Source organism: Paenibacillus sp. Cedars (assembly GCF_003184205.1).
Classification (GTDB): domain Bacteria; phylum Bacillota; class Bacilli; order Paenibacillales; family Paenibacillaceae; genus Paenibacillus_AQ; species Paenibacillus_AQ glucanolyticus.
Map to the genome: position 1 here is coordinate 4,245,221 of NZ_CP020866.1, position 26,324 is coordinate 4,271,544.

19 protein-coding genes and 1 pseudogene are annotated in these 26,324 nt (G+C 50.5%); 4 read left to right on the forward strand and 16 right to left on the reverse strand.

The window, feature by feature from the left end; all coding sequences use genetic code 11:
* Positions 1-264: 264 nt before the first annotated feature.
* The 10 genes from ptsP to B9D94_RS21360 all read right to left on the reverse strand — a co-directional run bounded on the left by ptsP (position 265) and on the right by B9D94_RS21360 (position 13,084).
* Positions 265-1,986: a phosphoenolpyruvate--protein phosphotransferase gene (ptsP, locus tag B9D94_RS21315; RefSeq protein WP_148247943.1), complete on the reverse strand. Its 1,722-nt coding sequence runs from the start codon at positions 1,984-1,986 to the stop codon at positions 265-267.
* Positions 1,979-2,254 (reverse strand): HPr family phosphocarrier protein, encoded by a 276-nt coding sequence (locus tag B9D94_RS21320; protein ID WP_006208895.1) that lies wholly within the window; start codon positions 2,252-2,254, stop codon positions 1,979-1,981. The genes ptsP and B9D94_RS21320 overlap by 8 nt, the downstream gene beginning before the upstream one ends.
* 57 nt (positions 2,255-2,311) lie before the next feature.
* Entirely contained in the window at positions 2,312-4,393 is a 2,082-nt protein-coding gene (ptsG, locus tag B9D94_RS21325; protein ID WP_148247944.1) for a glucose-specific PTS transporter subunit IIBC, read from the reverse strand.
* Between the two features lie 276 nt (positions 4,394-4,669).
* Positions 4,670-5,527, reverse strand: a complete 858-nt coding sequence (locus B9D94_RS21330) for a glucose PTS transporter transcription antiterminator GlcT (RefSeq protein WP_006208893.1) — start codon at positions 5,525-5,527, stop codon at positions 4,670-4,672.
* A 163-nt stretch (positions 5,528-5,690) separates the two neighbouring features.
* Positions 5,691-7,226 (reverse strand): flotillin lipid rafts scaffold protein FloT, encoded by a 1,536-nt coding sequence (locus B9D94_RS21335; RefSeq protein ID WP_006208892.1) that lies wholly within the window; start codon positions 7,224-7,226, stop codon positions 5,691-5,693.
* Between the two features lie 4 nt (positions 7,227-7,230).
* Positions 7,231-7,764: an NfeD family membrane protein gene (locus tag B9D94_RS21340; RefSeq protein WP_036643002.1), complete on the reverse strand. Its 534-nt coding sequence runs from the start codon at positions 7,762-7,764 to the stop codon at positions 7,231-7,233.
* Positions 7,765-7,965: 201 nt separating this feature from the next.
* Positions 7,966-9,129 (reverse strand): iron-containing alcohol dehydrogenase, encoded by a 1,164-nt coding sequence (locus tag B9D94_RS21345; RefSeq protein ID WP_063478892.1) that lies wholly within the window; start codon positions 9,127-9,129, stop codon positions 7,966-7,968.
* A gap of 167 nt (positions 9,130-9,296) precedes the next feature.
* Positions 9,297-10,895: a UDP-glucose--hexose-1-phosphate uridylyltransferase gene (locus B9D94_RS21350; protein ID WP_148247945.1), complete on the reverse strand. Its 1,599-nt coding sequence runs from the start codon at positions 10,893-10,895 to the stop codon at positions 9,297-9,299.
* Between the two features lie 19 nt (positions 10,896-10,914).
* On the reverse strand, positions 10,915-11,904 hold the full coding sequence (gene galE, locus B9D94_RS21355) for a UDP-glucose 4-epimerase GalE (RefSeq protein ID WP_148247946.1): 990 nt from the start codon (positions 11,902-11,904) through the stop codon (positions 10,915-10,917).
* A 1-nt stretch (position 11,905) separates the two neighbouring features.
* Entirely contained in the window at positions 11,906-13,084 is a 1,179-nt protein-coding gene (locus tag B9D94_RS21360; RefSeq protein ID WP_148247947.1) for a galactokinase, read from the reverse strand.
* 187 nt (positions 13,085-13,271) lie between these two features.
* On the opposite strand from B9D94_RS21360, the gene B9D94_RS21365 reads away from it, so the two are divergent.
* Positions 13,272-14,144, forward strand: coding sequence for an AraC family transcriptional regulator (locus B9D94_RS21365; protein WP_148247948.1), 873 nt, complete (start codon positions 13,272-13,274; stop codon positions 14,142-14,144).
* Between the two features lie 107 nt (positions 14,145-14,251).
* Here B9D94_RS21365 and mgrA read toward each other — a convergent pair whose 3' ends face one another.
* The 3 genes from mgrA to B9D94_RS21380 form a co-directional block, all read right to left on the reverse strand.
* Positions 14,252-15,277, reverse strand: coding sequence for an L-glyceraldehyde 3-phosphate reductase (mgrA, locus tag B9D94_RS21370; protein WP_006208885.1), 1,026 nt, complete (start codon positions 15,275-15,277; stop codon positions 14,252-14,254).
* Positions 15,278-15,401: 124 nt separating this feature from the next.
* The gene (locus B9D94_RS21375; RefSeq protein ID WP_006208884.1) at positions 15,402-16,154 is read right to left on the reverse strand and encodes an NAD-dependent protein deacylase; all 753 of its coding nucleotides are present in this window, start codon (positions 16,152-16,154) and stop codon (positions 15,402-15,404) included.
* 36 nt (positions 16,155-16,190) lie between these two features.
* The gene (locus tag B9D94_RS21380; RefSeq protein WP_148248838.1) at positions 16,191-16,958 is read right to left on the reverse strand and encodes an HAD family hydrolase; all 768 of its coding nucleotides are present in this window, start codon (positions 16,956-16,958) and stop codon (positions 16,191-16,193) included.
* A 210-nt stretch (positions 16,959-17,168) separates the two neighbouring features.
* Between B9D94_RS21380 and B9D94_RS21385 the strand changes: the two are divergent.
* Positions 17,169-17,408: pseudogene (locus B9D94_RS21385) on the forward strand (KGG domain-containing protein); the annotation flags it as partial.
* 238 nt (positions 17,409-17,646) lie between these two features.
* Positions 17,647-19,335 (forward strand): dihydroxy-acid dehydratase, encoded by a 1,689-nt coding sequence (ilvD, locus tag B9D94_RS21390; RefSeq protein WP_063478887.1) that lies wholly within the window; start codon positions 17,647-17,649, stop codon positions 19,333-19,335.
* A gap of 131 nt (positions 19,336-19,466) precedes the next feature.
* Here ilvD and B9D94_RS21395 read toward each other — a convergent pair whose 3' ends face one another.
* Complete coding sequence (locus B9D94_RS21395; RefSeq protein ID WP_148247949.1) at positions 19,467-20,849, reverse strand: polysaccharide deacetylase family protein; 1,383 nt, start codon at positions 20,847-20,849, stop codon at positions 19,467-19,469.
* A gap of 142 nt (positions 20,850-20,991) precedes the next feature.
* Here B9D94_RS21395 and B9D94_RS21400 point away from each other — a divergent pair, with 142 nt between their 5' ends.
* On the forward strand, positions 20,992-22,161 hold the full coding sequence (locus B9D94_RS21400) for an AI-2E family transporter (RefSeq protein ID WP_006208878.1): 1,170 nt from the start codon (positions 20,992-20,994) through the stop codon (positions 22,159-22,161).
* Here the strand turns inward: B9D94_RS21400 and B9D94_RS21405 are convergent.
* Together B9D94_RS21405 and B9D94_RS21410 are read right to left on the reverse strand one after the other, a co-directional pair.
* Complete coding sequence (locus B9D94_RS21405; RefSeq protein WP_148247950.1) at positions 22,104-23,900, reverse strand: peptidoglycan D,D-transpeptidase FtsI family protein; 1,797 nt, start codon at positions 23,898-23,900, stop codon at positions 22,104-22,106. The two genes, B9D94_RS21400 and B9D94_RS21405, sit on opposite strands and share 58 nt — an antisense overlap.
* A gap of 169 nt (positions 23,901-24,069) precedes the next feature.
* Positions 24,070-26,244 (reverse strand): methyl-accepting chemotaxis protein, encoded by a 2,175-nt coding sequence (locus B9D94_RS21410; RefSeq protein ID WP_040680437.1) that lies wholly within the window; start codon positions 26,242-26,244, stop codon positions 24,070-24,072.
* Positions 26,245-26,324: the final 80 nt, after the last annotated feature.

Sequence of the window (26,324 nt, forward strand, 5' to 3'; positions counted from 1 at the left end):
ATGAATTTTAGAACGCTTTCATATATCATGGTATGCCAAAAGCCCTGATTTGGTTTGGGTTTGAAGCCAAGTCACTATATATTTAGGCTATTATACTAGCAATTATGCCAGCTGTCTTTCTTTTGATCAAAAAAAAACATCTGCCCAATGGACAGATGTTATCAAGGTCATATATTTAAACGTGGAAAAAGTTTTGTAGAGTCCCTGGAGAAAACCCGGTTGCTTCATCAGGTGTTCCAAATTCTTCGATCAGGCTCATCCGCCTTATTCGGCTGCAGCCTCTATGGATTCGACCAGAGATACAACTTCCTCTGCGGTACCCATCTCGAGCGCTTTGGCTGCGAGGGCCTGCATATCGCTGCGGGACAGCTTCCCGATCTGGCTGCGCGCTGGCAGAATGGATGTAGCGCTCATGCTGAACTCATCCAGACCCAGACCGAGCAGAATCGGAATCGCTGTAGAGTCACCAGCCATTTCACCGCACATCCCAACCCAGCGACCCTCGCGATGAGCGGCATCGATGACCATTTTGACCAATCGCAGAATCGCCGGATTGTATGGCTGGTACAGATAGGCCACCCGTTCATTCATGCGGTCAGCCGCCATCGTATACTGAATAAGGTCATTGGTTCCGATGCTGAAGAAATCAACCTCTTTGGCAAACTGATCGGCCAGCACGGCGGTGGATGGAATCTCCACCATGATCCCCAGCTGAATCTCCTCGGATACCGGAGTGCCTTCGCTCACAAGCTTGGCCTTCTCTTCTTCCAAAAGAGCTTTCGCTTCACGGAATTCACTCAGTGTCGCTATCATTGGAAACATGATGCGCAGGTTGCCGTGGACGCTCGCACGCAGCAGCGCGCGCAGCTGTGTTCTGAAGATATCCTGACGGTCCAGGCACAGCCTTACGGCGCGGAATCCGAGGAACGGATTCATTTCCTTCGGCAGATCCAGATATGGCAGCTCCTTGTCCCCGCCGATATCGAGGGTACGGACAACAACCGGTTTGCCTTCCATTTTTTCCAAAACCGATTTATAAGCGACATATTGGATCTCTTCCGAAGGAAGTTTGTCTCTGCCCATGTACAAGAACTCGGTGCGGTACAGTCCTACTGCTTCCCCGCCATTATCCAGTACGCCAGCTACGTCATTCGGTGTCCCGATGTTGGCAGCCAGCTCCACATGGATTCCGTCCTTGGACACGGTCGGTTCAGAGCGAAGTTTCTTCCACTCCTCGATCTGTTTGGCGTAGGCTTCCTGCTTCGCACGGTATTGCTCCAAGATAGCTTCAGTGGGATTAATAATGACATCCCCTTCAAGTCCATCAACGATGATCCAATCCCCGTTTTGAACCGAGGAGAGCACGTTCTTCGTTCCGACAACGGCCGGAATTTCAAGGGAACGGGCCATGATGGCCGAATGCGAGGTACGTCCGCCGATATTCGTAGTGAATCCCTTAACGAACTTGCGGTTCAGCTGTGCCGTATCCGACGGAGTCAGGTCTTCTGCAACCACGATGACTTCTTCGCTGATCTCCGAAGGGCTGACATAATTCAGTCCCAGCAGATGCTTGAGAATCCGTTTGGTTACATCGCGCATATCGGCCGCCCGCTCCTGCAAATAGGCACTCTTCATGTTCTCGAACATTTGAATGAATTGGGTAGCCGTTTCATTCAATGCAAACTCAGCATTAACCGATTCGGAAGCGATTTTTGCCTTGACCGGCTCAATCAGTTCCGGGTCATTCAGGATGAGAAGGTGAGATTCGAAAATCTCCGCCTTCTTCTCCCCGAGCTCCTGAAGTGTGCGGGCTTTGATCGCCTCGAGCTCAGCCTGAGACTGAGCCAGTGCTGCATCCAGCTTCGCGAGCTCGACATCCGTATCCGTCACTTGCTTTTCGGTGACCGAATAGTCAGGATGCTCAAGTGTAAACGCCCGTGCAATCGCGATGCCCGCAGATGCCGCGATTCCTTTCAGATTATTCATGAACCTCTCCTAACCCTTCGTTCACCATCACTTCTTGAAGTGCTGTAAGCGCCTCGCTCTCATTGCCGCCTTCTGTGATCAGTGTCAAAGTGTCACCTTGCTCCAGTCCAAGAGACAGAACGCCCAGAATGGATTTCAGTGTTACTTTTTTGCCGTTAGCTTCAGCGAATGAATTCGTGTCTTGAAATTTATTAGCTGTGTTTACCAATGCCGTTGCCGGGCGTGCGTGGATTCCATCTTCGTCAATAATTCTGAATGTTTGTTGCATGTTCATCATCCTACTTTCGTAAAGTTATTTTTATGATTCCTTAATATCCATGTTGGGCTAAGGTTTCGTTATGGTTATGATTCCTTGTTCGCCACGTTTTACTTCACCCGTCTTGTTCAGCTTCACAGAAGCACCTTCCGGCAGATTTGAGAAAATAATAGGAGAAATAATCGATTTTGCATTCTCCTTCACATATTCCAGATCCACCTGCATGATTGGTTGGCCCGCGGATACCGAATCGCCTTCCTGTACAAGAACTTCAAATCCCTGCCCCTTCAGCTTAACCGTGTTGACACCGATATGGACAAGGACTTCTTTGCCGCCATCGGACATAATGCCGACAGCGTGCTTACTAGGGAACACATTAAATACCGTTCCTTTCACAGGAGAAGCAATGGTTCCGTTGTGAGGAATAACCGCAAACCCATCCCCGGTCATGCGTTCTGCGAACACAGGGTCAGGCACGTGGGAGATATCCACCAACTCTCCGTCGACAGGGGATACAACTTCCTCCATCACAAGCGTCTCGCCATCCTGAGTCGCCTGGAATTCCTCACTGGCTGCCGGCATGCTTTCTGCTGGGGCTGCTTGAGGTGTCGAGGACGGTGTTATTCCGGACATAATGTCCTGAATTTGCGACTTAATCGTATCGGAGCGGGTTCCAAATATCGCCTGGATATTATTCCCCACCTCCAGCACGCCTGACGCACCGAGCTGCTTCAGCCTAGCCTTGTCAACACTGCCCTTCTCCTTCACCTCAACGCGGAGACGGGTAATACATGCATCCAGATGCGCGATGTTCGACTGGCCTCCAAGTGCAGTCAGAATGTGAAGCGGCAGATCATCTCTACTGCTTCCTCCTGCTGACCCGGATCCGGACTCCGCAGCCGATGCAGATGCTTCCTCCCGGCCCGGTGTTCTCAGATTGAATTTCCGAATGACAAAACGGAACCCAAAGTAATAGATCACTGCCATGATAACACCAACGATGAGCACATTCCACCATGGCGTCCGATTCGGAATGACACCGAATATCATGTAATCGATCAGGCCGCCGGAGAAGGTCATGCCAATCTTCGTGTCCAGAATATGCATCGTCATGAAGGAAAGACCCGCAAACAGAGCATGCACGGCGAACAGGATCGGCGCCACAAACAGGAATGAGAACTCAAGCGGCTCCGTGATTCCTGTCAAGAAGGAGGTCAGTGCAGCAGACCCCATAATACCTGCTACAAGCTTTTTGTTCTCTGGTCTTGCTTCATGATAGATGGCCAGGGCGGCCGCAGGAAGACCAAACATCATAAACGGATATTTCCCCGTCATGAATGTACCCGCGGTAAACTCCACGCCGTCCCGAAGCTGAGCCATGAATATATTCTGATCACCGCGTACCATTTGACCTGCCTGGTTCACATATTCACCGAACTCAAACCAGAATGGGGAGTAAAAAATGTGGTGCAGACCGAATGGAATCAATCCGCGTTCCACTACGCCGAACACAAAAGCGGACAGCGTCAAATTTTGCTCCAGCATGAAATGGGATGCCGTGTTAAGCGCCGACTGAATCGGTGGCCATATAAACACCATCAACAGACCAAGCAACACCGAGGTTGCGGCTGTCATAATCGGGACAAACCGTTTGCCTGCAAAAAAGCCCAGATATGACGGAAGCTCTATTTTGTAAAATCGTCGGTACATGCTTGCAGCCAATATACCGACGATGATCCCGCCAAATACTCCGGTTGCCAGTGTCGGAATGCCCAGTACGCTGGCATATTCGTAATTCGTGCCGATCATCGATGGCGTCACGCCAATGACACTTCCCATGGTTACGTTCATAACCAGGTAACCGATGATGGCGGCAAGTCCGGCCACCCCTTCTCCGCCGGCTAAGCCGACAGCAACGCCGACTGCGAACAGCAGAGACAAATTCGTGAACACGATTTGACCCGCGTTCATCATGACTGTTGCAGCCGCTTGCACCCAAGCTGCGTTCAGCCATGGAGCATACTGCAGGAAATCGGGGTTAACCAGCATATTTCCAAGACCCAGCAAAAGTCCGGCCGCCGGCAATATTGCCACTGGCAGCATCAGAGCTTTACCGACCCTTTGCAGTACGCCAAAAAGCCGTTTGAACATGAAGTTTCTCACCCTCTGTCTAGTTGTTGTCACAAGCGAATGTAAAAGGCACAGTAAAACAAACAAACCAAAAAAGGCATGAGTAACCACGGGAAATGGTGGTCTAATCTCATGGATTAGATTACCCAAAAATGGGTAATTACAACCAATTTCCTGCTGTACTCATGCCTGATCGAATCAGTTACACGTTAATTTGATGTTTTACTTAATAACTGATCGTATTGTAACACCGTTCATTTATCGTTGCAACCACATGAAGAGGACTTAATAAAATCTTCACATTTGCTCGTTCTGGCCTTTGCGCTGCATCAGCCGCTCCAGATGGATGGTCAGATAACCAGCCTCTGCTGGATAGACAGGCTTCTTCAGCCGCTGCTCCATGATCTTCGTCAGCTTCCACGCCAAGGAATATGTCTCAGGATATTCACGCTTCAGAAGACCGTCCAGCGAACTCGTCTCATTCACCGCTTCCCCCCGCCTTATCCGCTCCAGCGCGAACCGAAGATGGGTCAACAGGCGGGAATAATCCAGCGTATCCTTCGGTATGGCATAATCCATCTGCTGCTCCACGGTATGTACGAGATCCGCGATCAGCTCCGAATGCTTGCGAACTTCCGAAATATGCTGGTTCGTAAGAGCGCCATGAAAATGAAGGGCTATAAATCCGATTTCCTCTTGACCCAGATCCACCCCGAGTTTATCCCGAATGGTACGGACCGCGTATTCTGCCATCTCATACTCTTCAGGATACATCTCGCGGGTTTCATATAAGAAAGGATTATGAATATAAAGCCCCTGGGCGTGACGTTTAATAGCAAATGCGATATGGTCGGTCAACGCAATGTGGATATGCTCATTCAGAGGAGCCTCACTGGATTTCGCAGCATTCAGAATAATATCATTCATCGCCTCAATCAGCTTCTCATCGATATGAGGCACCAGCTGCTTATACTGCTCCTGCTCCTCCGGTTTAGTCAAAATGAACATTTTCTCGGCAGCGGAGGCCGGGATGCTGTCTTTATTCCTGCGATTAAAGCCAATTCCCTTGCCGATGACAACAACCTCCCCGTGCTGAGGATGCCGCGCTATGATTACATTGTTGTTCAACACTTTAGCCACTTGTAAGCTGCTCACATTCGCACCTCTTTTTGATTCAAACGCGTATACTCGGATATCTTATCAGAAATATGAGAGCACAGCAAAATCATTTGTGGTTGCCAATGTATTCAAGGTGCTGTACCACTGCCTGTCAACACACATGCCCCGATTCAAATCGCATCTAACTGCGTTTAAACGATTATGATTCTTCCTTCGCTGCGCTTGTTTCTACAGGAACCGGCACTGGCACCAGCTCCGGCTCGACCGCAACCGACTTATGGACAGCTGCTGGTTTCTTGGTCAATCCCTTGATCAGCTCTTCCACATCAATTCCCGATACGCTCTTCAGCATTTCAGGCGCCGTAGACATAAGCTCGGTCACATAATTGCTCACGCGAGCCGCTCCCTCGCCTTTGCCTGTATCGACAACCGTCAGCTTATCGATGGACGAGATTGGCTGAGCAATCTTGCCAGCAAGCTCAGGCAGCATTTTTACAATGATGTCGAGCACCGCAGCTTCTCCGAACTTCTGGAACGCTTCGGCAAGTTTTTCTTTGGCATCGGCTTCGGCAATACCCCGAAGACGAATGACTTCAGCTTCAGCCGTACCTTTTGCACGCTCTGCATCAGCGACCGCCATACCATCCAGGCGCTTCTGTTCGGCAGAAGCTTTTGCCTGTGTCTCGATGGAGTACTGCACGGCATCCGCTTCGCGCATCTTGCGGGCTTTATCCGCTTCGGCTGCCTGCTCCACCGCGTAGCGATCCGCTTCGGCTTTTTTCTTCACGTCCGCATCATACTGCTTCTCGCGGACCATGATTTCTTTTTCCTGCAGATCGATTTCACGTTCCTTGCGGACGAGCTCGACCTTCATCTGCTCTTCAACCACTGTTTGTCTGGCACGGGCTTCCTGGATATGGTATGCCTGGTCGGCTTCCGCCTTCGCCGTATCCTGCTCCTTCTTAAAGGAAGCGACCTTCAGTTCTCTTTCCTTCTCAGCTTCAGCGATATTGGTATCGCGAACGACCTCAGCCTTCTGTCCTTCTTCTTCCGCACGGGCTTTCTGAATCCGCGCATCCCGAACCGCTTCCGCTTCGGCAATCTCTGCATCCCGCTTCACCGTGGCAATCCGCGGCTTACCTAGTGCTTCCAGGTATCCATGCTTATCGCGAACGTCCTTAATGGTGAAGGATACGATCTGCAGACCCATCTTCTTCAAATCTCTTGCCGCAACGCCTTGAACCTCCTGCGCAAACTTGTCGCGGTTACGGTATACTTCCTCCACCGTCATCGAACCCAGAATGGCACGCAGATGACCCTCAAGCACTTCCTGGGCTTCGCCTTTCAGCGCTTCAATCGGCTTGCCCATGAACTGCTCGGCTGCGGTCGCCACGTCTTCAATGGAGCTTCCGACTTTAATAATGGCAACCCCATCGGCCATCACGGGCACGCCCTGCTCCGTGTACACTTCAGGGGTCATGACATCCAGCTTATGGGATAAGAGCGATACGAATTCGGAACGTTGAAATACGGGTAGTATAAAAGCGCCGCCGCCGCGTACGATTTTGATTTTGCGGCCGGATTCATCCTCCGATAAATTTTTGCTCCCCAGGAATGAACCGGTTACAATCATCGCTTCATCCGGACTCACCGTTTTGTAACGAGCCCAGAATGCAAGTCCCAACACAACAATAACGGCTACGACAATGGACGGAATTACTAAGTACTCTGGCATTGAATCAATCATCTCCTTTTCGTTCTTCCAGTTCGGACACTCTCAGGACACCATCAACAACGTCGATAACTACCACGCGGACACCTGCGGGAAGGATCTGACGATCAAAACTGGACGCAATGTGCATGGTGTTGCCTGCTCCAATCTTGACCATTACTTCACCAAATCCCTCTGCAGGGAGCGGTACAGTTACAACGCCAATCCTGCCCGCCAGCTCTTTAATAGAGAAGCCTGTCGAGTTCTCGCTGTTCTCCATCGGTTTGACATACCCAAAGTAGACGAGAATCGAGATGACGATAGCTGACAGGATAGACAGCGTTACATGGGCACCTGCTGCCAAATTCGTGTATTTCATCAGCATGATTCCGGTACCGCCAAATACGGTGATTCCCCCAGCGATTACAACCGGATTGAAAAAATCCACTGACAAAAAGTCCAACAATCCGTCAAGTGCCGAGCTGAGTATGTCACCAAGCACCACGGTTACGATGGCGAATAAGACGCCTCCGATCAGACAGCCCCAATATAACGCTTCCATGTTGATTGCCCCCTCTGGAATTCCTTACTGTGTATAACAAGTAATACGGCAAAATGTTTGCTAAAGTTTCAATTATTTGCCTCAAACGTATGAAAATCTCTGCATATCTATATTCCACACGCCATGACAAAAAGCCTGCTCGGTATGAACCGGCAGGCTTGCATCGTCCCCCCTGCTATGCGAGCAACAGGTCAGGGCGCATTAAAGCGACATTTTATAAATTTCAACAACGTCTTCGCGCTGCAGCTTGCGGAAATTGCCAAACGGTCCAAAACGCATCGCTTTGTCGGCCATAGCCTCGATCTCGCGATCGTCGATATTGTAAGCTCCCAATGTGCTAGGTGCGCCGATGGAAGTCCAGAAACTGCGAAGGGCTTCAATGCCTTCCAATCCGATCTCCTCATCGGTCTTTCCTGTCGGATCAACTCCGAACACATTCACAGCAAGCGACTTGAAGCGCTGAGGATCTGCGCTAAGATTGTATTTCATCCAGTTCGGGAAGAGTATCGCCAGGCCGCCGCCATGCGGAATGTCGTATACGGCAGATACCGCATGCTCAATATTGTGGGTAGCCCAGTCTCCCGCCATTCCCATATTGATCATGCCGTTCAGGGCCATCGTTCCACAGTACATCGTCGTCTCGCGAAGCTCATAGTTCTCCAGATCCTCTACGAGCTTGGGTGCTGTCTCTATCATGGTGCGAAGTATCGTTTCGCAGAATCCGTCTTGCACCGGCGTATTCGTATCTTGGTGGAAGTAGTGCTCCAGCACGTGAGACATAATATCAACGACACCATACACGGTTTGGTCCCGTGGAAGGGAGAACGTATGTACAGGATCCAGAATTGAAAATGCAGGGTAGGCGTGCGGGCTTCCCCAGCCCATCTTCTCCTGGGTCGTCTCATTGGTAATAACGGAGCCGCCATTCATCTCCGAGCCCGTGGCAGCCATCGTGAGCACGGTCCCGAGTGGAAGAGCCCCTTGCGGAGCCGCCTTGCGCTCTACGAAATCCCACATGTCGCCGTCATATTTGGCACCAACGGCAATCGCCTTGGAGCAGTCAAGCACACTTCCTCCGCCAACAGCCAGAATGAGGTCAATGTTATGCTTCCGGCACAACTCAACGCCCTTATGAACCGTGGACAGACGCGGATTCGGTTCCACTCCGCTCAGCTCTGTTACCACAGCATTCGCTTCTTGCAGCAACGCGATGACCTGGTCATACAGCCCGCTGCGCTTGATGCTGCCCCCGCCGTATACTAGCAATACATTCTGGCCGTATTTGGCCACTTCACTACTTAAAGCGCTCAGTTTGCCCTTGCCAAATATCAACTGAGTCGGATTATGAAATACAAATGGTCTCATATTTATTACCTCCATCGCATCGTGTTTGCAGCTATTATTCAATCATGCATGCTCATTCATTTTATATCATTCCTCCTGTGTAAAACAAACAACCGTTCCTCTCTGCGGAAAGGACCGGCTGTTTTTGCTATTAACGCAGTTAAATGGATATTTTTTATCACGGAGAACTACATGCTCTCACGCTGGAATCCCATACGGCTTAGAAATTGCTCAAAAGCCTGCTGTCCGTCTTCCGTCTGTTTGTACACACCGGCATGCTCCAGGATCGTGGTGAACTTCTTGCCAACTTCCTGGCGGATCAGCTCCATAGCCTCAGCCTTGTCGGACAGGGCGGCTCCCCGTTCCCGCAGCTCTTCGATCCAATCGCCGTGAACAGCAAGCGGATGGTCTGGGGCCTGGCTGTCCGCATACAGTTTCTCGTTCCCGACCAGAACCTCGGCAATTTGGTCCAGCTCTTCCTTGAGCCTGCCCGGCAGGATCGCCAGCCCCATAACTTCGATCAAGCCGATATTCTCCTTCTTGATATGAAACATCTCCCGGTGAGGATGAAAAATCCCTTCGGGGTGCCGTTCACTGGTCCGATTGTTCCGCAACACCAGATCCAGCTCATAGATGCCTTCGTCATTTCGCCGGGCAATCGGCGTAACCGTATTATGGCGGACTCTCTCTCCCTTCACCTCGCTGAACGCTTCAATGTCTTGCGAAGGGTCACTGTAGAATTTCCAATTCTCATAGATGCTGTTGGCACATTCAAGGAGCAATCCCCGATCACTTGAGGCCAGCCGGATAACCGACATCGGCCACTTCACGATGCTGACGGACACGCCGGGATAAGCCTCATGTGAGAAGCCCGCCACCTTCGGTGCTTTCTGAATCGGGAAGGAATGACGGCCTCCTTGGAAATGATCATGCGTAAGAATTGAGCCCCCCACGATCGGGAGATCCGCATTCGACCCGAGAAAATAATGCGGGTACGCATCCACAAAACTCAAGAGGCGGGCAAGCGTCTCCCTGGTCAGCTTCATCGGCACATGATCATGATGGAACACGATGCAATGCTCGTTGTAGTATACATAGGGCGAATACTGGAAGAACCAGCGCTCCCCGTTTAACTCCAGCGGGATAATCCGCAAGTTTTGCCGTGCCGGATGATTGACCCTGCCAGCATAACCGACATTCTCACGGCAGAGCTGACATTTGGGATAAACAGGCGGTAGCAGCAGCTTTGCCATAGCGATTTCCTTCGGACTTTTCTCCGGTTTGGATAGGTTAATCGTGATCTCAATATCGCCGTACGCGCTGGCATGTCTCCAATACTCATTCTTGGCTACCCGATCCATGCGAATGTAGTTGGAATCGATGCACAGATCATAGAACTGTTGTGTAGCTGCAATGATCCCCTGCTCCTGCTGGGCTGCTCGAAACCGGGCTGTCACTTCCGAAGGCCTTGCCATAAGACGGCCCATGATTTTGGCATCCAGCAAATCCCGGTACGTATCCGTGTTCTCCGGTATGAGTCCGTTCGCCGCACCGTAATCGATCAAAATGTCCAGCATGGCCTGGGGTCCATCCGGAATCTGCTCATTCACTTCGTCGCCATACGGCTCGCTGAAGCCGAAGTCCTCCAGCAGCAGATTGCGGCTGTAATCCACATCGGCTGCCTCGATAAGGCCTTTATACAGGGCAAATCGCACCAGCATTTCTATCGCATGCAGAGCCTGCTTCGATTGCTTCGATTCGGGAGTTCCTGATGGTACTGATTTCATCGCCGTAGTCCCCCTTGGATTAATTGTCTCCGTAACCGTGCGGATGACTGCTGTGCCACTTCCATGCACTATCGATAATCTCTTCAAGCGACGTTTTGGATGGCGTCCATCCAAGGACGGTACGCGCTTTATCTGAAGAGGCTACTAATACAGCAGGGTCGCCGGAACGCCGTGCCTCCATGACAACCGGAATGTCAGCGCCAGTCACCTGCTTCGATGTCTCAATAACTTCCTTTACCGAGAAGCCTAGCCCGTTGCCGAGGTTAAATACATTGCTGGGTTCCCCACGGCGGAGATACTCTACCGCGCGCAGATGGGCGTTCGCAAGATCGCTGACATGGATATAGTCACGCACGCATGTTCCGTCCGGCGTAGAATAATCATCGCCAAACACGGAGATGCTTGGGCGCTGCTTCAAAGCGGTTTGCAGCACAAGCGGGATCAGATGGCTCTCCGGGCGGTGATCCTCTCCGATGGAGCCGCTGGCATGGGACCCGGCAGCGTTGAAGTAACGAAGAGATACATATTTTACACCAAGCACGGTATCAAACCAGGACATCATCCGTTCCATCATCAGCTTGGTTTCCCCGTACACGTTCGTTGGCTGCGTCCGGTCCGTTTCCTCAATCGGCACCTTCTCAGGCTCACCGTAGGTAGCAGCCGTTGAGGAGAAGACGATTTTGCGTACACCTGCTTCATTCATCGCTTCCAGCAGACAGAGCGTTCCGTATACGTTGTTGTCGTAATACTTCACCGGGTCCTTCATGCTCTCGCCGACCAGCGAATTCGCAGCAAAGTGGATAACGGCATCGATATCATTCTCCGAGAACAGCTGGTTTAGCAGCGTCTTGTCGCGCAGATCGCCAACATACAGCTTTCCGCCAAGGAGCGCTTCGCGATGCCCGGTCTCCAGACTGTCGATAACAACAACCTCTTCTCCCTTCTCAAGCAGTTCCGCCACAGTGTGAGAACCGATGTAACCTGCACCGCCAGTTACTAAAATCGCCATATTATTCGCCCTCCTTCACTTCATGCACACCTTGACCAACGCCGCATACATAGAAATCCGGCCTCAGTCCGGTTCTGCTTTCATACTGCTGCCCCACTTCCGCTATGAAGCGTTCCACCGCATCCTCGTGGACCAAAGACACCGTGCAGCCCCCGAAACCGGCCCCCGTCATCCGGGAACCAAGCGTTCCTGGGATGCGCTGGGCTTCCTCAACGAGCGCGTCCAGCTCATCGCCTGTCACTTCATACAGATAACGCAAGGAGTCATGGGACTGGTTCATATACTGACCGAACGATTCCAGATCCCCGTTCTGCAATGCTTTCACGGAATCAAGAACGCGCTGGTTCTCCTCCACGACGTGCTGGGCGCGTCTTCGGACCGTTTCATCCTGGATGTTGTCCTGTAATGTTACGAATTGATCCGGGTTCAGCTGTGCGAGATACGTTAGTGCAGGAAGCTCATTCTGCAAAATCTCCAAAGCACGGTCGCACTCACTTCGGCGTTCATTGTATTTGGAGTCGACAAGCCCCCGTCGTTTATTGGTATTGGAAATCACGATTTTATATGGTCCCGTCTGGAACGGTACAAGCTCATACTCAAGGGTATCGCACATTAACAGAATGGCATGATCCTGCTTGCCGTTAGCCACGGCAAATTGATCCATGATGCCGGAATTGACGCCAACGAACAGGTTCTCCACTCTCTGTGAGAGCTTCGCGATCTCCACGGTGTCCGCTGCTTTGCCCTGCATGCTCAAGAGCGCGTAAGCTGTGACCACTTCGATGGAGGCAGAGGAAGAGAGACCCGCGCCGTTAGGAATATCCCCATGGTAGAGCAGGTCATACCCGCTGCTAAGATTGGAGCCTATTTTATGCAATTCCGTAATGACGCCAACCGGATAATCCGTCCATTGATCGCTTTTGTAACGGTAATCCTCGTCCAGGCTGATCGTTAATTCATAAGGGATATTGGTTGAAGAGAAGCTTACCTTCTTATCGTCACGCGGACGGATAATCAAGGTTGTGCCAAACTCCAAGGCTGCCGGAAGAACGTAACCTCCGTTATAGTCCAGATGCTCCCCGATCAGATTCACCCTGCCGGGTGCGTTAAATATCCGAACCTCATGCCGGCTTTCTCCGTGCTTGTCCATGAATCTTTGCATAAGCTGTTGTGTAGTCACTGCCCATCACTCCATCCTGTACATATGGTAGTTTTACTGTCTTCAGTATAATGGAAACCTCGTTTAACGATAATGAAATCTTGTGTGTTACATATGGATTTATGTGACTTTAAAGGGTACAATAAACTCATAATTAAAACAAACCTGCAATCCCGTATTTTCCCAATCCTATTCTAAAGGAAAAATTATGATGAAACCAACCTATTCTGTTGCCTCAAATCCTGCCCAACAGGGCAGCGGGTGGCTCCACGTCCGATTTGCGGGGGAAAGCCAGACCAGACCTGAGCATGCCCTGGGGCCGAAAATATACGATCATTACTTGCTGCATATTATCGAATCAGGATATGGCATATTTCGAACGGAAACCGATATGTACCAGCTGGGTCCCGGCGATTGCTTTCTCATCCATCCCGGTCAGATTGTCAGCTATGAATCTGACGCGAGTTGCCCGTGGCAATACCGGTGGGTCGCCTTTGACGGAGAGCATGCCGGTGAAGAAGTGAATCGCCTGGGGCTCACGCCCGACAAGCCCGTCCTGCATCTCATGGAGGCGAACAACCCGATTCCCGGATATGTCTCCCTCATCCAGAAGCATTTTCAATCCAGGGAAGAAAGCTCCCACATCGCCGCCATTGGTTACCTGCATCTGATCTGGGCCGAGATCCTGAACCGCAGCGACCGCCCGTCGCTGCTGTCGCTTGCAGAGCCTCAGGTTCAGCGCACAGTGAAGCAAATGATCAATTACATGGCTTCCCAATATGCCCACCCCGTCTCCATCGAACAGATGTGTGCGAGCCTGGGTTACAACCGCGCTTACTTGTCGCGCATATTCAAGCAGGAAACAGGCATGACCCCGATTACGTACCTGCTCAAATTAAGGATCGACCAATCCAAGCGGCTGCTGCGCGAACGTCCTGATTTGTCCATCGAGCAGGTCTCCGCATCCGTAGGTCTGACCGACCCACTTTATTTCTCGCGCCAATTCAAACGCCTTGTCGGCCGATCGCCAACACGATACCGGAAGGACATCATGTCCGCAGCAGCACCAACGGAGCCATAAGCGAGTTCATGATCATATTTGCACCAAAAAAGGAGCGCATATCAGGCCGGGTAATACATCCTGAGGCGCTCCTTCTTCGTTTCGCTAGGTTTAGTTTGGCTATTGCATCAATTATTCTGGCCCTCTGCAGTTGATCCGTTCTCCGTCCTCAGAATCGCTTCAATGCGGTCCAGCTCTTCCTTCGAGAACTCCAGATTGTTCAAGGCAGCCACATTGTCTTCGATCTGGCTTACCTTGCTCGCGCCGATGAGGGCAGATGTCACTCTGCCGCCCCGAAGCACCCACGCCAGGGCAAATTGGGCAAGACTTTGGTTCCTCGCTTGCGCGATCTGGTTCAGCGCCCTGATCTTGCGCAGCACCTCAGGCGTGATGTTGCTTTCGTTCAAGAACACGGACGCGCTTGCCGCACGCGAATCGCCAGGTACGCCGTTCAGGTATTTATTGGTCAAAAGTCCTTGGGCAAGCGGGGTAAACGCGATGCTTCCCACACCATTCTCGTCCAGAACATCGAGCAAGCCGTTCTCCACCCAGCGGTCCAGCATGGAATAACTCGGCTGGTGGATAAGCAATGGAGTGCCCAGGCTTTTCAGAATGGAGATCGCTTCCCGCGTCTTCTCCGGCGAATAGTTGGACACCCCAACATAAAGCGCTTTGCCGGAACGTACCAGATGATCCAAGGCGACCATGGTTTCTTCAAGCGGCGTTTCCGGATCCATCCGATGATGATAGAAAATATCGACGTAATCCAGGCCCATCCGCTTCAGACTCTGATCGAGACTTGACACCAGATATTTACGTGAACCATGGTCCCCGTATGGCCCAGGCCACATGTAATAACCCGCTTTGGATGAAACAACGATTTCATCGCGGTAGGCTTTGAGGTCACGGGAGAGAATTTTGCCAAATGTCTCTTCGGCAGATCCTGCAGGCGGTCCATAATTGTTCGCCAGATCGAAGTGGGTAATGCCCAGATCGAAGGAACGCGTAACCATGCTCCGCCCGTTTTCATACGTGTCGATACCACCGAAATTATGCCATAATCCAAGGGAGATTGCCGGAAGTTTCAGCCCGGAACGCCCCACACGGTTATATTTCATTCCTTCATAGCGGTCTTCGCTAGCCACATAGGTCACTTGCAATCCCTGCCTCTCTAAAGTGAATAGATCCATTGCTAAATTCATCTTAACGTGTTTCGCTGGACTTTGACAAGAAAACGATTACAGTTATTCGTGCAGCAACACGCCGCAGCTGTCGCCGCTACGTGCTGATCAGCTTATCCACTTGTGTCATGACCTGCCCGATCCGATCGGCGATCAAGAGGCCGGCCCGGTGATCGTACGGGGTCGGATCTGCATTCAGCAGAGCCACCTTGCTTCCTTGAAAATAGGATATCAGCCCAGCCGCAGGATGAACCGTCAGGGAAGTCCCGCCGATGATCAGCAAGTCCGCTGTCGATATTTCCTGGATCGAGCGCATAATAATGTTCTGGTCCAGCTCCTCTTCATACAGCACGACATCCGGTCTGATCAGCCCACCGCAATCCTTGCAGCGCGGGACAACTTCCTTAATGTCCATAATATCCTGCAGGCTGTAGAACCTTGCGCAATCCATGCAATAATTGCGGTGTACAGAGCCGTGAAGCTCCATCACATCGGAGCATCCTGCGCTCTGATGGAGTCCGTCGATATTTTGCGTAATCACCGCTTTCAGTTTCCCGTCAAATGCAAGCCTCGACAATAGCCGGTGACAGCCGTTTGGCTGTGCATTCGGATGAAGCATCTTGCTTCGGTAAAAATCATAAAACACGTCCGGATGCTTCATAAAAAACGTGTGGCTAAGCATAACCTCCGGCGGATATGGCGATTGATGCTCGCTCTGGTAAAGCCCGGCTGCTGAACGGAAGTCAGGTATTCCGCTCTCCGTGGAGGTACCGGCGCCCCCGAAAAAAACAATGTAGTCGCTCGCTTCGATCCATGTTGCCAACTGCTCGATCTTCTCCCTGTTCTCCACTCTAAACACCTCCGTACAGCCCTAAAAATATCACGTCTACCTGTGCACGTCTAATTCATTATAATCGGATATGACAACATCGGCATCTGTTAGATGTGATGTGTCCCCTTCATCCGTCAACAACCCTACGGCCAGGGCCGCACCTGCTTGTTTGGCCATCTGCATATCCCCATTGCTGTCACCGATGACAACCGTTTCTTCCGGCTTCACTCCGAGGAGACCGCATGCCGTTTCGGTCATCTCCGGATGCGGCTTACCGTTTCCAACCTGATCTCTTCCTATAATGACGGTAAAATAAGAGCGCAGCCCCATCCACTCCAGCTGTTCCAGTGCACCCGAGGTCTGATCGGACGTGACCACTGCCATTTTCACAGAGGCCAAACTGCATTTCCTCAGAAAATCCTCCAGACCCGGCATCGGAAATGCCGGTTTTCGCTGACGAACTTCATACATCGCATTTTTCGTGATCTGATTGACCTGCACGATGGCTTCGTTCCAAGGCATTCCCGCTGCGTACAGTTGCCATGCCAGCAGCCCCGTCGTCTCTTCCACGGTCCCCATGGCGAGCGGCCCCCTGACATCGTAACCGGACACGCGCCCGCTTACATCATGCTTTGTGCCCAGCACCTTCTCTGTGGGCAGCGTAAAGCCGGCTCCCATCAGCCCCAGCCGCTCCTCCATGTACTTGAGGACATACTCGGCCCAGCCTCCCCACAGCGCCATGAAATGGAGCAGCGTACCGTCTTTATCAAACAAGATCGCTCTGCAGGGAATGGAGTGTCCCTTCACTTGAAAAAACGGCAATGTCATAAAACCTCCCTATCCTATTCATGATCATACTCTTATTAAACCATGAAATAAACTCTGATTTAAGCGGAATTGCCGCTTTCCTTCAGAAATTCATCCCAAACTGACATTTACCAATCTTTAGTCGATTGTTTTGATTCATGACAAATAAGTCGTGGTAAGTAACATATACGCATAGCAAATACGACGGTAAAGGAGTGATTTGTGATGGCACAAAACGGCAATCGCAAGATGACCCGCGAAGAAGCTGGACGTCTTGGCGGCGAAGCGACAGCAAAGAATCATAGCCGCGAGTTCTATAAGGAAATCGGCAAAAAGGGCGGCAAAGCGACGTCCAAAAACCACAGCCGCGAGTTTTACCAGGAAATCGGTCAGAAAGGCGGCGAAGCCACCTCGCGGAATCATGATCGTGAATTCTATCAGGAAATCGGCCGCAAAGGCGGCAAGAAATAATGATAAACACTCGAATGAGCAGCCTGCTCCCATTCATGGGACAGGCTCTTTTCATGCCGCAGCAACAGGCCTCCCTCCATTGTTTCCTAATTAATATCATGTAGAAAAACCTACCTTTTTGTGATAGACTCATTTAAAACCTATTCGCTGTTCACAGGTACCCGGCTGCTTTGCCGGAAGACCGCGCTAAAGCGCAACAATTTTATAATAGATCTGGGGGGAAATCGACATCATGGCAACCAAAAAAATGCGTTCAGACATGATCAAGAAAGGCTTTGACCGCGCACCGCACCGCAGCCTTCTGCGTGCAGCAGGCGTTAAGGAAGAGGATTTCGGCAAACCGTTTATCGCCGTATGTAACTCCTACATCGACATCGTTCCCGGTCATGTGCATCTGCAGGAATTCGGAAAAATCGTGAAAGAAGCGATTCGTGAAGCGGGCGGCGTTCCATTCGAATTCAACACCATTGGGGTTGATGACGGCATCGCCATGGGACATATCGGCATGCGTTACTCACTGCCAAGCCGCGAGATCATCGCGGACTCCTTGGAGACGGTCGTATCCGCTCACTGGTTCGACGGTATGGTCTGCATTCCGAACTGCGACAAAATCACGCCGGGCATGCTGATGGGCGCCCTTCGCGTTAACATCCCGACAGTTTTTGTCAGCGGCGGACCGATGAAAGCCGGCGTGGACAGCAAAGGACGCAAATTGTCCCTGACCTCTGTATTTGAAGGAGTCGGCGCTCACCAGGTTGGTAAAATCAATGATGATGAGCTGCTGGAATTGGAACAATTCGGATGTCCCACTTGTGGATCCTGTTCGGGCATGTTCACGGCCAATTCCATGAACTGCCTTGCCGAGGCGCTGGGTCTGGCTCTGCCGGGCAACGGTACCATCCTTGCCATCGCTGAAGAGCGTAAGGAATTCGTAAAACAATCAGCTACACAATTGATGGAACTTGTGAAAATGGATCTCAAGCCGCGTGATATCGTAACGGTTGAAGCGATTGACAACGCGTTTGCACTGGATATGGCCATGGGCGGTTCCACCAATACGGTGCTGCATACCTTGGCACTTGCTCATGAAGCTGGTCTCGACTATCCGCTTGAGCGTATCAATGAAGTTGCCGACCGTGTTCCTCACATCTCCAAACTCGCTCCAGCTTCGGATTACTTTATCGAGGATGTACACTTGGCAGGCGGTGTTAGTGCGGTCCTGCACGAGCTCCTCAAGAAACCGGGTGCATTGCATGGAGATCGTATCACCGTAACCGGCAAGACGCTGGCGGAGAACGTGGAAGGCTGTGAAATCCAGGACACCAACGTTATCCATCCGATTGACAGTCCTTATTCCGAGCGCGGCGGACTCGCTGTCCTGTACGGCAACCTGGCTCCTGAAGGTTCCATCATCAAGGTCGGCGCTGTTGATGCGTCGGTTGGCGGGTATCATAAGGGGCCTGCCATCTGCTTCAACTCCCAGGATGAGGCGCTTAGTGGCATTGCCAACGGCAAAGTCAAGGAAGGCCATGTGGTTGTCATTCGTTATGAAGGTCCTAAAGGCGGTCCGGGTATGCCAGAAATGCTGGCACCAACCTCGCAAATCGCCGGTATGGGTCTTGGAGCCAAAGTCGGCCTGATCACGGACGGACGCTTCTCCGGTGCTTCCCGTGGTATCAGTATCGGTCATATCTCGCCGGAAGCTGCCGAAGGCGGACCTATCGCATTCGTTGAAGATGGCGATATTATTGAGCTTGATCTGATCAACCGCACCATTCAATTGCTGGGCGTCAGTGATGAAGAAATGGCGATTCGCCGCAGCAAATGGGTCGATTTCGAGCCAAAAGTTAAAACCGGTTACCTCGCCCGCTATTCGAAGCTTGTAACGAATGCAAGCTCAGGCGGCGTATTGAAAATCTAATTACAGCATAGCAAAGGGGGTTATTCCTCGCAGGCATTGAACAGCCAGCGGGAATAACCCCCTTTTTTATATCGATGAACATTTAATGTCATAATTAATCATGATAGCAGTAAAAAGTCCAATCTTTCCACTTACATTCCTTGCGATGCGCTGGCAACTGCCAAATCCCCCATCTGTTCCTGCTGCAATTGCTGCGGTTCCTCCTTTGGAGGCTGAACCTGTGTCTTCTTCTCAGCATAACGTTCGATCAGAACGTCCACTGGCATCATGAGCATTTTCGGCTCCATCATCTGGCTTCCTTCCTTCAGGCGGGCCTGACCTTTGGGATGAATAACACTGAGCAGCAGTTTAAGATACAGTCTGGTCGAACTTGCGAACAGCCCCCGCGGTAAATCCATGACATGAAATCCGAACTGCTCCGGTCCCCGTGAAATCATGGTAACGGCATACAAACCTTTGACATCCTTGAATTCGGGACGCTCCAGCACCATATTGGCGAGGGAAGGCAGATCGTTCTGCACGGCGCGAATCATTTTAATCGCAAGCTGCACCTCCGAACGGGAGCGGCTGCCAATCTCGAACAATTTTTTGTTGTCAAAATGAAGCTCAAGGACCTCATCTCCCTTTTCCAGGCGGCTTCCATCCTCCATCACGACGGTTTTCCCGGCAAACGGCCGTTTGCGGAAATGGAGCATCGGGTCTGAAGGAGAGACCGTTTCGAGTGCAAACACGGCATGAAAGACTTTTTCCCACAAAAGCCACAATGAAACCATCACGCGCTTCAGAGGAGACAGCTTCCTCGCTTTCGCTTTGCTCTCCTTAGCCATCATATCGTCGATTCGGATACTTCTCATCCCCTTCTGCTCTGCGGCATTCAGTACACGCTCCAATGCGATGAGCATCTGCTCCGGTGCGTCCGGGTTTGCTCCCATGGTCGTCCCGCAGTCATGAAGCAGCATCACCTCGCCGCCGCGAAGCTTGGCTAGCATTCGCTGAGTCAGTTTGTCAGCGCCGATCTTGCTGCGCCAGTCATTAAACATGGATGACCACAAGATGATGCGACAACCGGTATTCTTGGCAAAATCGAACAGATTCACAATTCCCCAAGGCGGTCGGTAATAACCTGAACGTTCACCAGTTATGGTGTAGATAATATCATCCGTTCGCTTTACTTGCTTACGAACCGTCACAGGTCTCATCAGCCAGTTGCTCTTGTGAACATAGTTATGGATCCCGATCAGATGGCCTTCGTGATGAATGCGTTTTACAACTTCTGGATGTTTCTCTGCATGGGAACCAACCAGGAAAAAGGTCGCTTTCATATCATACTGCTTCAGAAGATCCAGAAGCCTTGGCGTATAGAGAGGATCAGGCCCATCATCAAAGGTTAAGGCGAACTCTTTTGTGCCTGTGCCCCTGCGAAATACTCGGAAACCAAATATTCGGGTCAGGATGCCGGGAATAAATGCATAAAAAGATGAAAGGTAAAACAACCATAGCAGTAATGTTTGCATGCTAACTCCCCGCTTTTTCTTTCTTTTTCTAATTAACACACTATTATTATTTTAGCATAGCACTTAAAGAAATAGGCTTTTTTTTCACAAATCGTGTACAATGATATCAATTAATAAAGTATAAAGGAGCCGATATTCCACTATGCTTCCCTTGTATAAAAAATATTGGAGAACCGCTTTCGATATTGGATTAATCGTACTTACGGTTTACCTGGTCATGTACATATTCAGCAAGCTTTACCAGATTGCGGCTCCCGTGTTTTTATCTTTCCTCGTTTTCCTGATTATTGAGCCTTTATCCAAATTCCTGCACCGCAGGGGTCTTCCGAAGCCGTTTGCCGCCGCGATATCCGTTCTGCTCTTCCTGCTGATTATCCTCGGCATCTTGTTCGGAGCAGGGGCACTCATTGTATCGCAGTTCATGAACCTTCAGGAGAATTTGCCGGCTTACACCGCAACGATTCAAAAACATTTCTCCGAGGGTCTGATCTTCCTGCAAAGCAAGCTCGAGGCACTGCCGCCTGATCTGACAGAACGGGTTAACGGCTATTTTCAAGACATTACCGCTTTTGCTCAAGGGGCTGCCGAGTCGTTCTTTCATTATATCGTTGGTTTCATGGGTTCATTCTCCTCGTTCATCACCAGCTTCGGGGTAGCGATCATTCTCGCCTTTTTCCTGAGCATTGAGATTGGCAGCTGGCGGAGAATCGCAAAAGAAAAAACGCCCAAAACCTTCAAGATGGCCTTTGTCTTTCTGAAGGAAAATGTATTTAAGGCGATCGGTTCTTATTTAAAAGCTCAGATGAAGCTGGTCAGCATTACGTTTGTTATTGTATACATAGGGCTGTTGATATTAGGTACAGGCAACTCGCTGTCCATTGCGCTTATCTGTGCTGTATTCGATGTATTGCCGCTGCTGGGTGTTCCCGTTATTCTTATTCCGTGGATTGTTTATTTGTTTATTGTCGGCAATACAGGTCTTGCCATTGGACTAATCGTTCTGCTTGCGGTTGTCATGATCTCCAGACAGCTGCTTGAACCGAAGATTACAGGCAATTCAATTGGCGTATCATCTGCATTTTTGATGTTGTCCTTCATGATGATTTCGCTGTCCATATTTGGAGTAGCCGGTTTGATTCTGGCTCCGATCCTGCTGATTCTCATTAAGGAATTGCTTACACAAGGATACCTGCAGCAATGGATTCATCTGCCGAGAGAAGAATTCGATGTGTCTCCTTGGGACATGTCCCGCTCTTATGCGGAGCCCGAGCCCGAGGGCGATTCAACCGAAGCCAAGAAGTCAGAAACCTGACCGAATATCTCCGTCGCCTGATTGCTGCTGCTTGGACTCCGATTCTCCACCAACACAGCCACAGCGTATCGTGGCTTCTCCACGGGGCCGTAACCGACAAACCACTGGTTGTTTCGGGGACGGCCCTTTACGGTTACCTGAGCCGTTCCAGATTTCCCTGCAAGTGTCCATTTCCGGTTTTTCAAAGAACTGCCTGTCCCCTCTTGAACCACATCCTCCATCCATTCCAGCAGAATGGATGAGGTTTCCCGGGAAATACCTTGTGCTGACTTACGCTCCTTAAGCGGATGGGTATCCTGAAGCAATCGGCCATTAGCGTACCGAATCTGTTGTAGAATACGAGGTTTGGTCTTTGCACCGCCGTGAAGCAGAGTCACAATCGCATTTGCCGCCTGCAGCGGGGACACGGCCGCATCCCTATGCCCTATGCTAGTCTGTACCCTAACCCCTGCATCAGAAGAATCCACGGAGTCCGAGAATACCGTCCCCTTCTCCTCATGATCCAATGGAACAAAAGAACGAAGACCTAAGAATTCCTGTGATCTCCAGCCCACAGTTTGCCCAAAACCAAGCGCCGATGCCGCATCCGCTATTTGCTGTGCGGATAATCTTTCCGCAAGGGTAGCGAAGACGACATTACATGATTCGGCAAAACCCTCGCGAAGCCCAATCGTTCCATGTCCTCCCTCTTTCCAGCAGGAAAGTCCGAACTTGCCGTATTCGCCGTCACAATGGAAGTGCTCTTCAGGGGAGCTTAAATCATGCTCAAGAATTGCAGATGCCGTGACAATTTTGAAAATGGAGCCAGGAGTTGCCGCTTTCAAGGCACGATTTTCCCACTGCCCGTCCTTTGGATGAATCTGCTCCGGATTATAGAACGGCCTTGAGACCATAGAAACAATATCGGCATTGTGCGCATCCAGTACAACAACGGCCCCTTCCTTCATGCCCGCTTTCTCCGTTATAGCTTCGATCCCTTTTTGAATATCAATATCAATCGTTGTGGATACCCTCAAGGGATAGTACGGATTATCCGGCGCCTTTACCATCGGCTTGATATCCTGTATCACCTCATTGGTACTGTTGACTGGAAAATAAACGATGGTAGGACCTTCTCCCCGTATCAGTGAATCCATCGTTTTCTCCAAACCGCTCGTCCCCGTAACTTCCGGATAATCACGAAAAAACAGATTCTCCTTCCGCTGGCCGGATACAAAACCAAGCCACTGCATGCCCGATTGGCGATTGCCGTAGCGCTGCTCATAAGGAAGAACCTTCAGTTTGGGAAGTTCAAGCTCTTGGATCTGCTGGATCTGAGCTTTGGTTAGGGTACGAGGAATGACCGTATTCTCTCCATGCCACAACTTCGGCTCCTTTAGCTTGCCCCATGTCTGTACCAAACGATCCTTATTTGTGCCCAGGATGCGGGCCAGCTGAACTAACTGATTATGGGAGTCCTTCAGCTCTTTCTCGCTTACCGGGAACAACACCACTGTCCAAACCAGCTTACCCGTGAGCGGCTTTCCGTTCCGGTCTGTAAATTGACCGCGGCCAGAATCCAGCACAATGCCCCGTTCGCGCTGTATGAGGGAGGCCTCAACCATCGTATGCCGACTGCCGGGGACCCGCTGATGTTTCATCACAAGCTGCACCCATGCGAGTCTTAGGGTCAAAATGGCGATAAGCATCGTCAATATCAGCCATCCGTATGTAATTCGCTTATTTCGGATCAGCCTCATGTCCTGCTCCTCCAATTAGTTCTTTGTTTCTCCATTATTTCCATGTGGAACCTGAATCAATCACATTGAACTGATAGGGGAGGATTATCAGAAGGTAATGAGTGAGCCGGGTAGACAAAAAAGACTGCTCCATCAGTCTTAACTGATAGAGCAGTCTATGAATGGAATATTACAGTCTAAAGCGAGACAAGGTCTCTTTAAGCTCATTCGATACATTTTCCAGCTGTGATGACAGATTAACCAACTGACTGCTAACACTTTGCTGCTCCGTTGAGAGAGAAGCTACCTCTTCGGAAGTCGCCGAGGATTCCTCGGCAACCGCACTGACGTTGCTCATCGCTTCAGAGAGCACATTCTGGGATTCGTTCAGCTCATCAATGGAATGCGTTACAGAATCCAAACGTTCGATAAAGTCTACCATCTGCTGCTGGACGGATACGAAGATGTCATTCGTTTCCTTCACGGCATCCATCTGGCCTTTGAACAGTGGATTTGCATCCAGCAGTACCTGAACGGTTTCATTCATTTCGGTCATGATACGGTCTGTGATCTGGCTAACCATATCTATGGATTGCCTGGACTGGTCCGCCAACTGGCGGATTTCATCGGCGACAACCATAAACCCTTTGCCCGCTGCTCCTGCACGGGCCGCTTCAATCGTTGCATTCAAGGAAAGGATGTTCGTTTGCTTCGTGATGTTCTGAAGTACATCCAGCACTTTGACAACCGAAGAAGTCGTTTCCTTCAAGCCATCCACCTTGTGCATCATGGAACGTGTCATATCCTCGGTCTGGTGTGTCTTGTCGAGCAAGTCGCTCAGATGCTTCGTGCCCAGCTCACTGGAGCTTTCCACATGACGGGCCGATTTGCCCATCTCATCGTTAGCCGTAACAACAATTTGCATCTGCTTCGAGATATTGTTGGTCAGATCGCTGCCGCGCTCGGCTTCAACTGCCAAGCTGCTGGCTCCGTTCGCAATCTCCTCGGTGGCAACGGCAATTTCTTTTGCAGAGATGGCCGTTTTCTTCGAGGCATCACTTAACTCTGCAGCCGTCTTGAGTACTTCCTGAGCCGTATTGCTTGTTTGCTGCACGAGGCCGGTAATCTGCTCCATCATATCGTTAAAACTTGCGGAGAGCTGACCGATTTCATCCTGGCTCTTATGGTCTGTGCGAACATTCAGATTACCTTTTGCGCCTTCCTTCATCAGGAGGTTGAGCTTGCCTAATGGACGGGCAATCATTCTCACCATCCAAATACCGATCAGTATGGCGAATATAACGTCAACGGCTGCCACTATCAGCGTAATTGTCAAAATGCTCGTTGCATCCTTCGTCAGTTCACTGGTTTGAACCGATCCCACAAGCTTCCAATCATTGGTGCTCAGCGTATTATAAACGGCCAATACCTGCTTGCCGTTCTCATCCTTGGTTCTTACGTTATCCGTCTTCGTTTCTGCCTTGAATTCCTTTGTAAATGCCCAAGCTGTCTCTGAACCCACGATCGAACTCTCACTGGAGGATACAATCGTGCCCTCTGGGCTGATCAACTGCAGCTGGCCGTTTTCACCCAGGTCAATCCCCTTCAGTTGCGTATCCAGTACGGAAGCGTTAAGTTCAAACATAACAACGTACGTAGAAGTCAGATCATTCATTGATCCAAGAGAGCGTGCAATCGTAAAGTACGGAGCTCCGCTGTTCTGCGTTGTTGGCAGCCACACAATCTTTTTGTCGCCATCCTTCAGCTCTGTATACCAGCTTTGTTCAAGCACGGTTTTGGAGGTCTCCGAGGTTTGCCCCGCCGAGATCATCTTCTCACCTTTGTCAGGGATCAGATAAATAGCCCTGATGGACGAATCTGACGTGATTTGGTTAGATAGTTTATCCCGAATGCTGCGTTCTACGGTAAACGAATCATAATCACTCAAGTTTTTATCCGAGTACTCTGACAACAGCTTCTGCAGTTCAATATCATAGAAAATTTGCCGTCCAGCGTTCTCGTACTTATCCAAGATGATGTCGATTTTCTCAGAAGTTTGAATGATCGTCTGCTGATTGCCGTTTGCAGCATTCTTCTCAATGGTGCTCTTCGCTTTACTGTAAGAGAGATAACCCAACACGATAACAAAAAATACGATCGCTGACAAAAAGATTAAAAACAACCGGATCCCTACGGATTTTGCCGGGTTCACAGGCATTCGGCTGATGGCCGTTCCCATGTTTGAAATGAACGACTTTGCATTATGTATTCCCGTTGATGCCGAAGGTGCTTTCTTTTTCTCTTTGTTTCCCCCGAGCTTCTTGTCTCTTTTCGGCTTCTTATCATGCTGTTCGACTTCTGACATTAGCTGTTCACCTACCACAATCATAATATTAATACGCCGGCTAATCTCTTGAACGTATTCGTTACTTTTTATTTCGACAA

What these genes read in the sequence shown, in the direction of transcription:
- ptsP (WP_148247943.1), bottom strand. Translation starts at nt 1,986, where the DNA reads ATGAATAATCTGAAAGGAATCGCGGCATCTGCGGGCATCGCGATTGCA.
- B9D94_RS21320 (WP_006208895.1), bottom strand. Translation starts at nt 2,254, where the DNA reads ATGCAACAAACATTCAGAATTATTGACGAAGATGGAATCCACGCACGC.
- ptsG (WP_148247944.1), bottom strand. Translation starts at nt 4,393, where the DNA reads ATGTTCAAACGGCTTTTTGGCGTACTGCAAAGGGTCGGTAAAGCTCTG.
- B9D94_RS21335 (WP_006208892.1), bottom strand. Translation starts at nt 7,226, where the DNA reads ATGCCAGAGTACTTAGTAATTCCGTCCATTGTCGTAGCCGTTATTGTT.
- B9D94_RS21340 (WP_036643002.1), bottom strand. Translation starts at nt 7,764, where the DNA reads ATGGAAGCGTTATATTGGGGCTGTCTGATCGGAGGCGTCTTATTCGCC.
- B9D94_RS21345 (WP_063478892.1), bottom strand. Translation starts at nt 9,129, where the DNA reads ATGAGACCATTTGTATTTCATAATCCGACTCAGTTGATATTTGGCAAG.
- B9D94_RS21350 (WP_148247945.1), bottom strand. Translation starts at nt 10,895, where the DNA reads ATGAAATCAGTACCATCAGGAACTCCCGAATCGAAGCAATCGAAGCAG.
- galE (WP_148247946.1), bottom strand. Translation starts at nt 11,904, where the DNA reads ATGGCGATTTTAGTAACTGGCGGTGCAGGTTACATCGGTTCTCACACT.
- B9D94_RS21365 (WP_148247948.1), top strand. Translation starts at nt 13,272, where the DNA reads ATGATGAAACCAACCTATTCTGTTGCCTCAAATCCTGCCCAACAGGGC.
- ilvD (WP_063478887.1), top strand. Translation starts at nt 17,647, where the DNA reads ATGGCAACCAAAAAAATGCGTTCAGACATGATCAAGAAAGGCTTTGAC.
- B9D94_RS21395 (WP_148247949.1), bottom strand. Translation starts at nt 20,849, where the DNA reads ATGCAAACATTACTGCTATGGTTGTTTTACCTTTCATCTTTTTATGCA.
- B9D94_RS21400 (WP_006208878.1), top strand. Translation starts at nt 20,992, where the DNA reads ATGCTTCCCTTGTATAAAAAATATTGGAGAACCGCTTTCGATATTGGA.
- B9D94_RS21405 (WP_148247950.1), bottom strand. Translation starts at nt 23,900, where the DNA reads ATGAGGCTGATCCGAAATAAGCGAATTACATACGGATGGCTGATATTG.
- B9D94_RS21410 (WP_040680437.1), bottom strand. Translation starts at nt 26,244, where the DNA reads ATGTCAGAAGTCGAACAGCATGATAAGAAGCCGAAAAGAGACAAGAAG.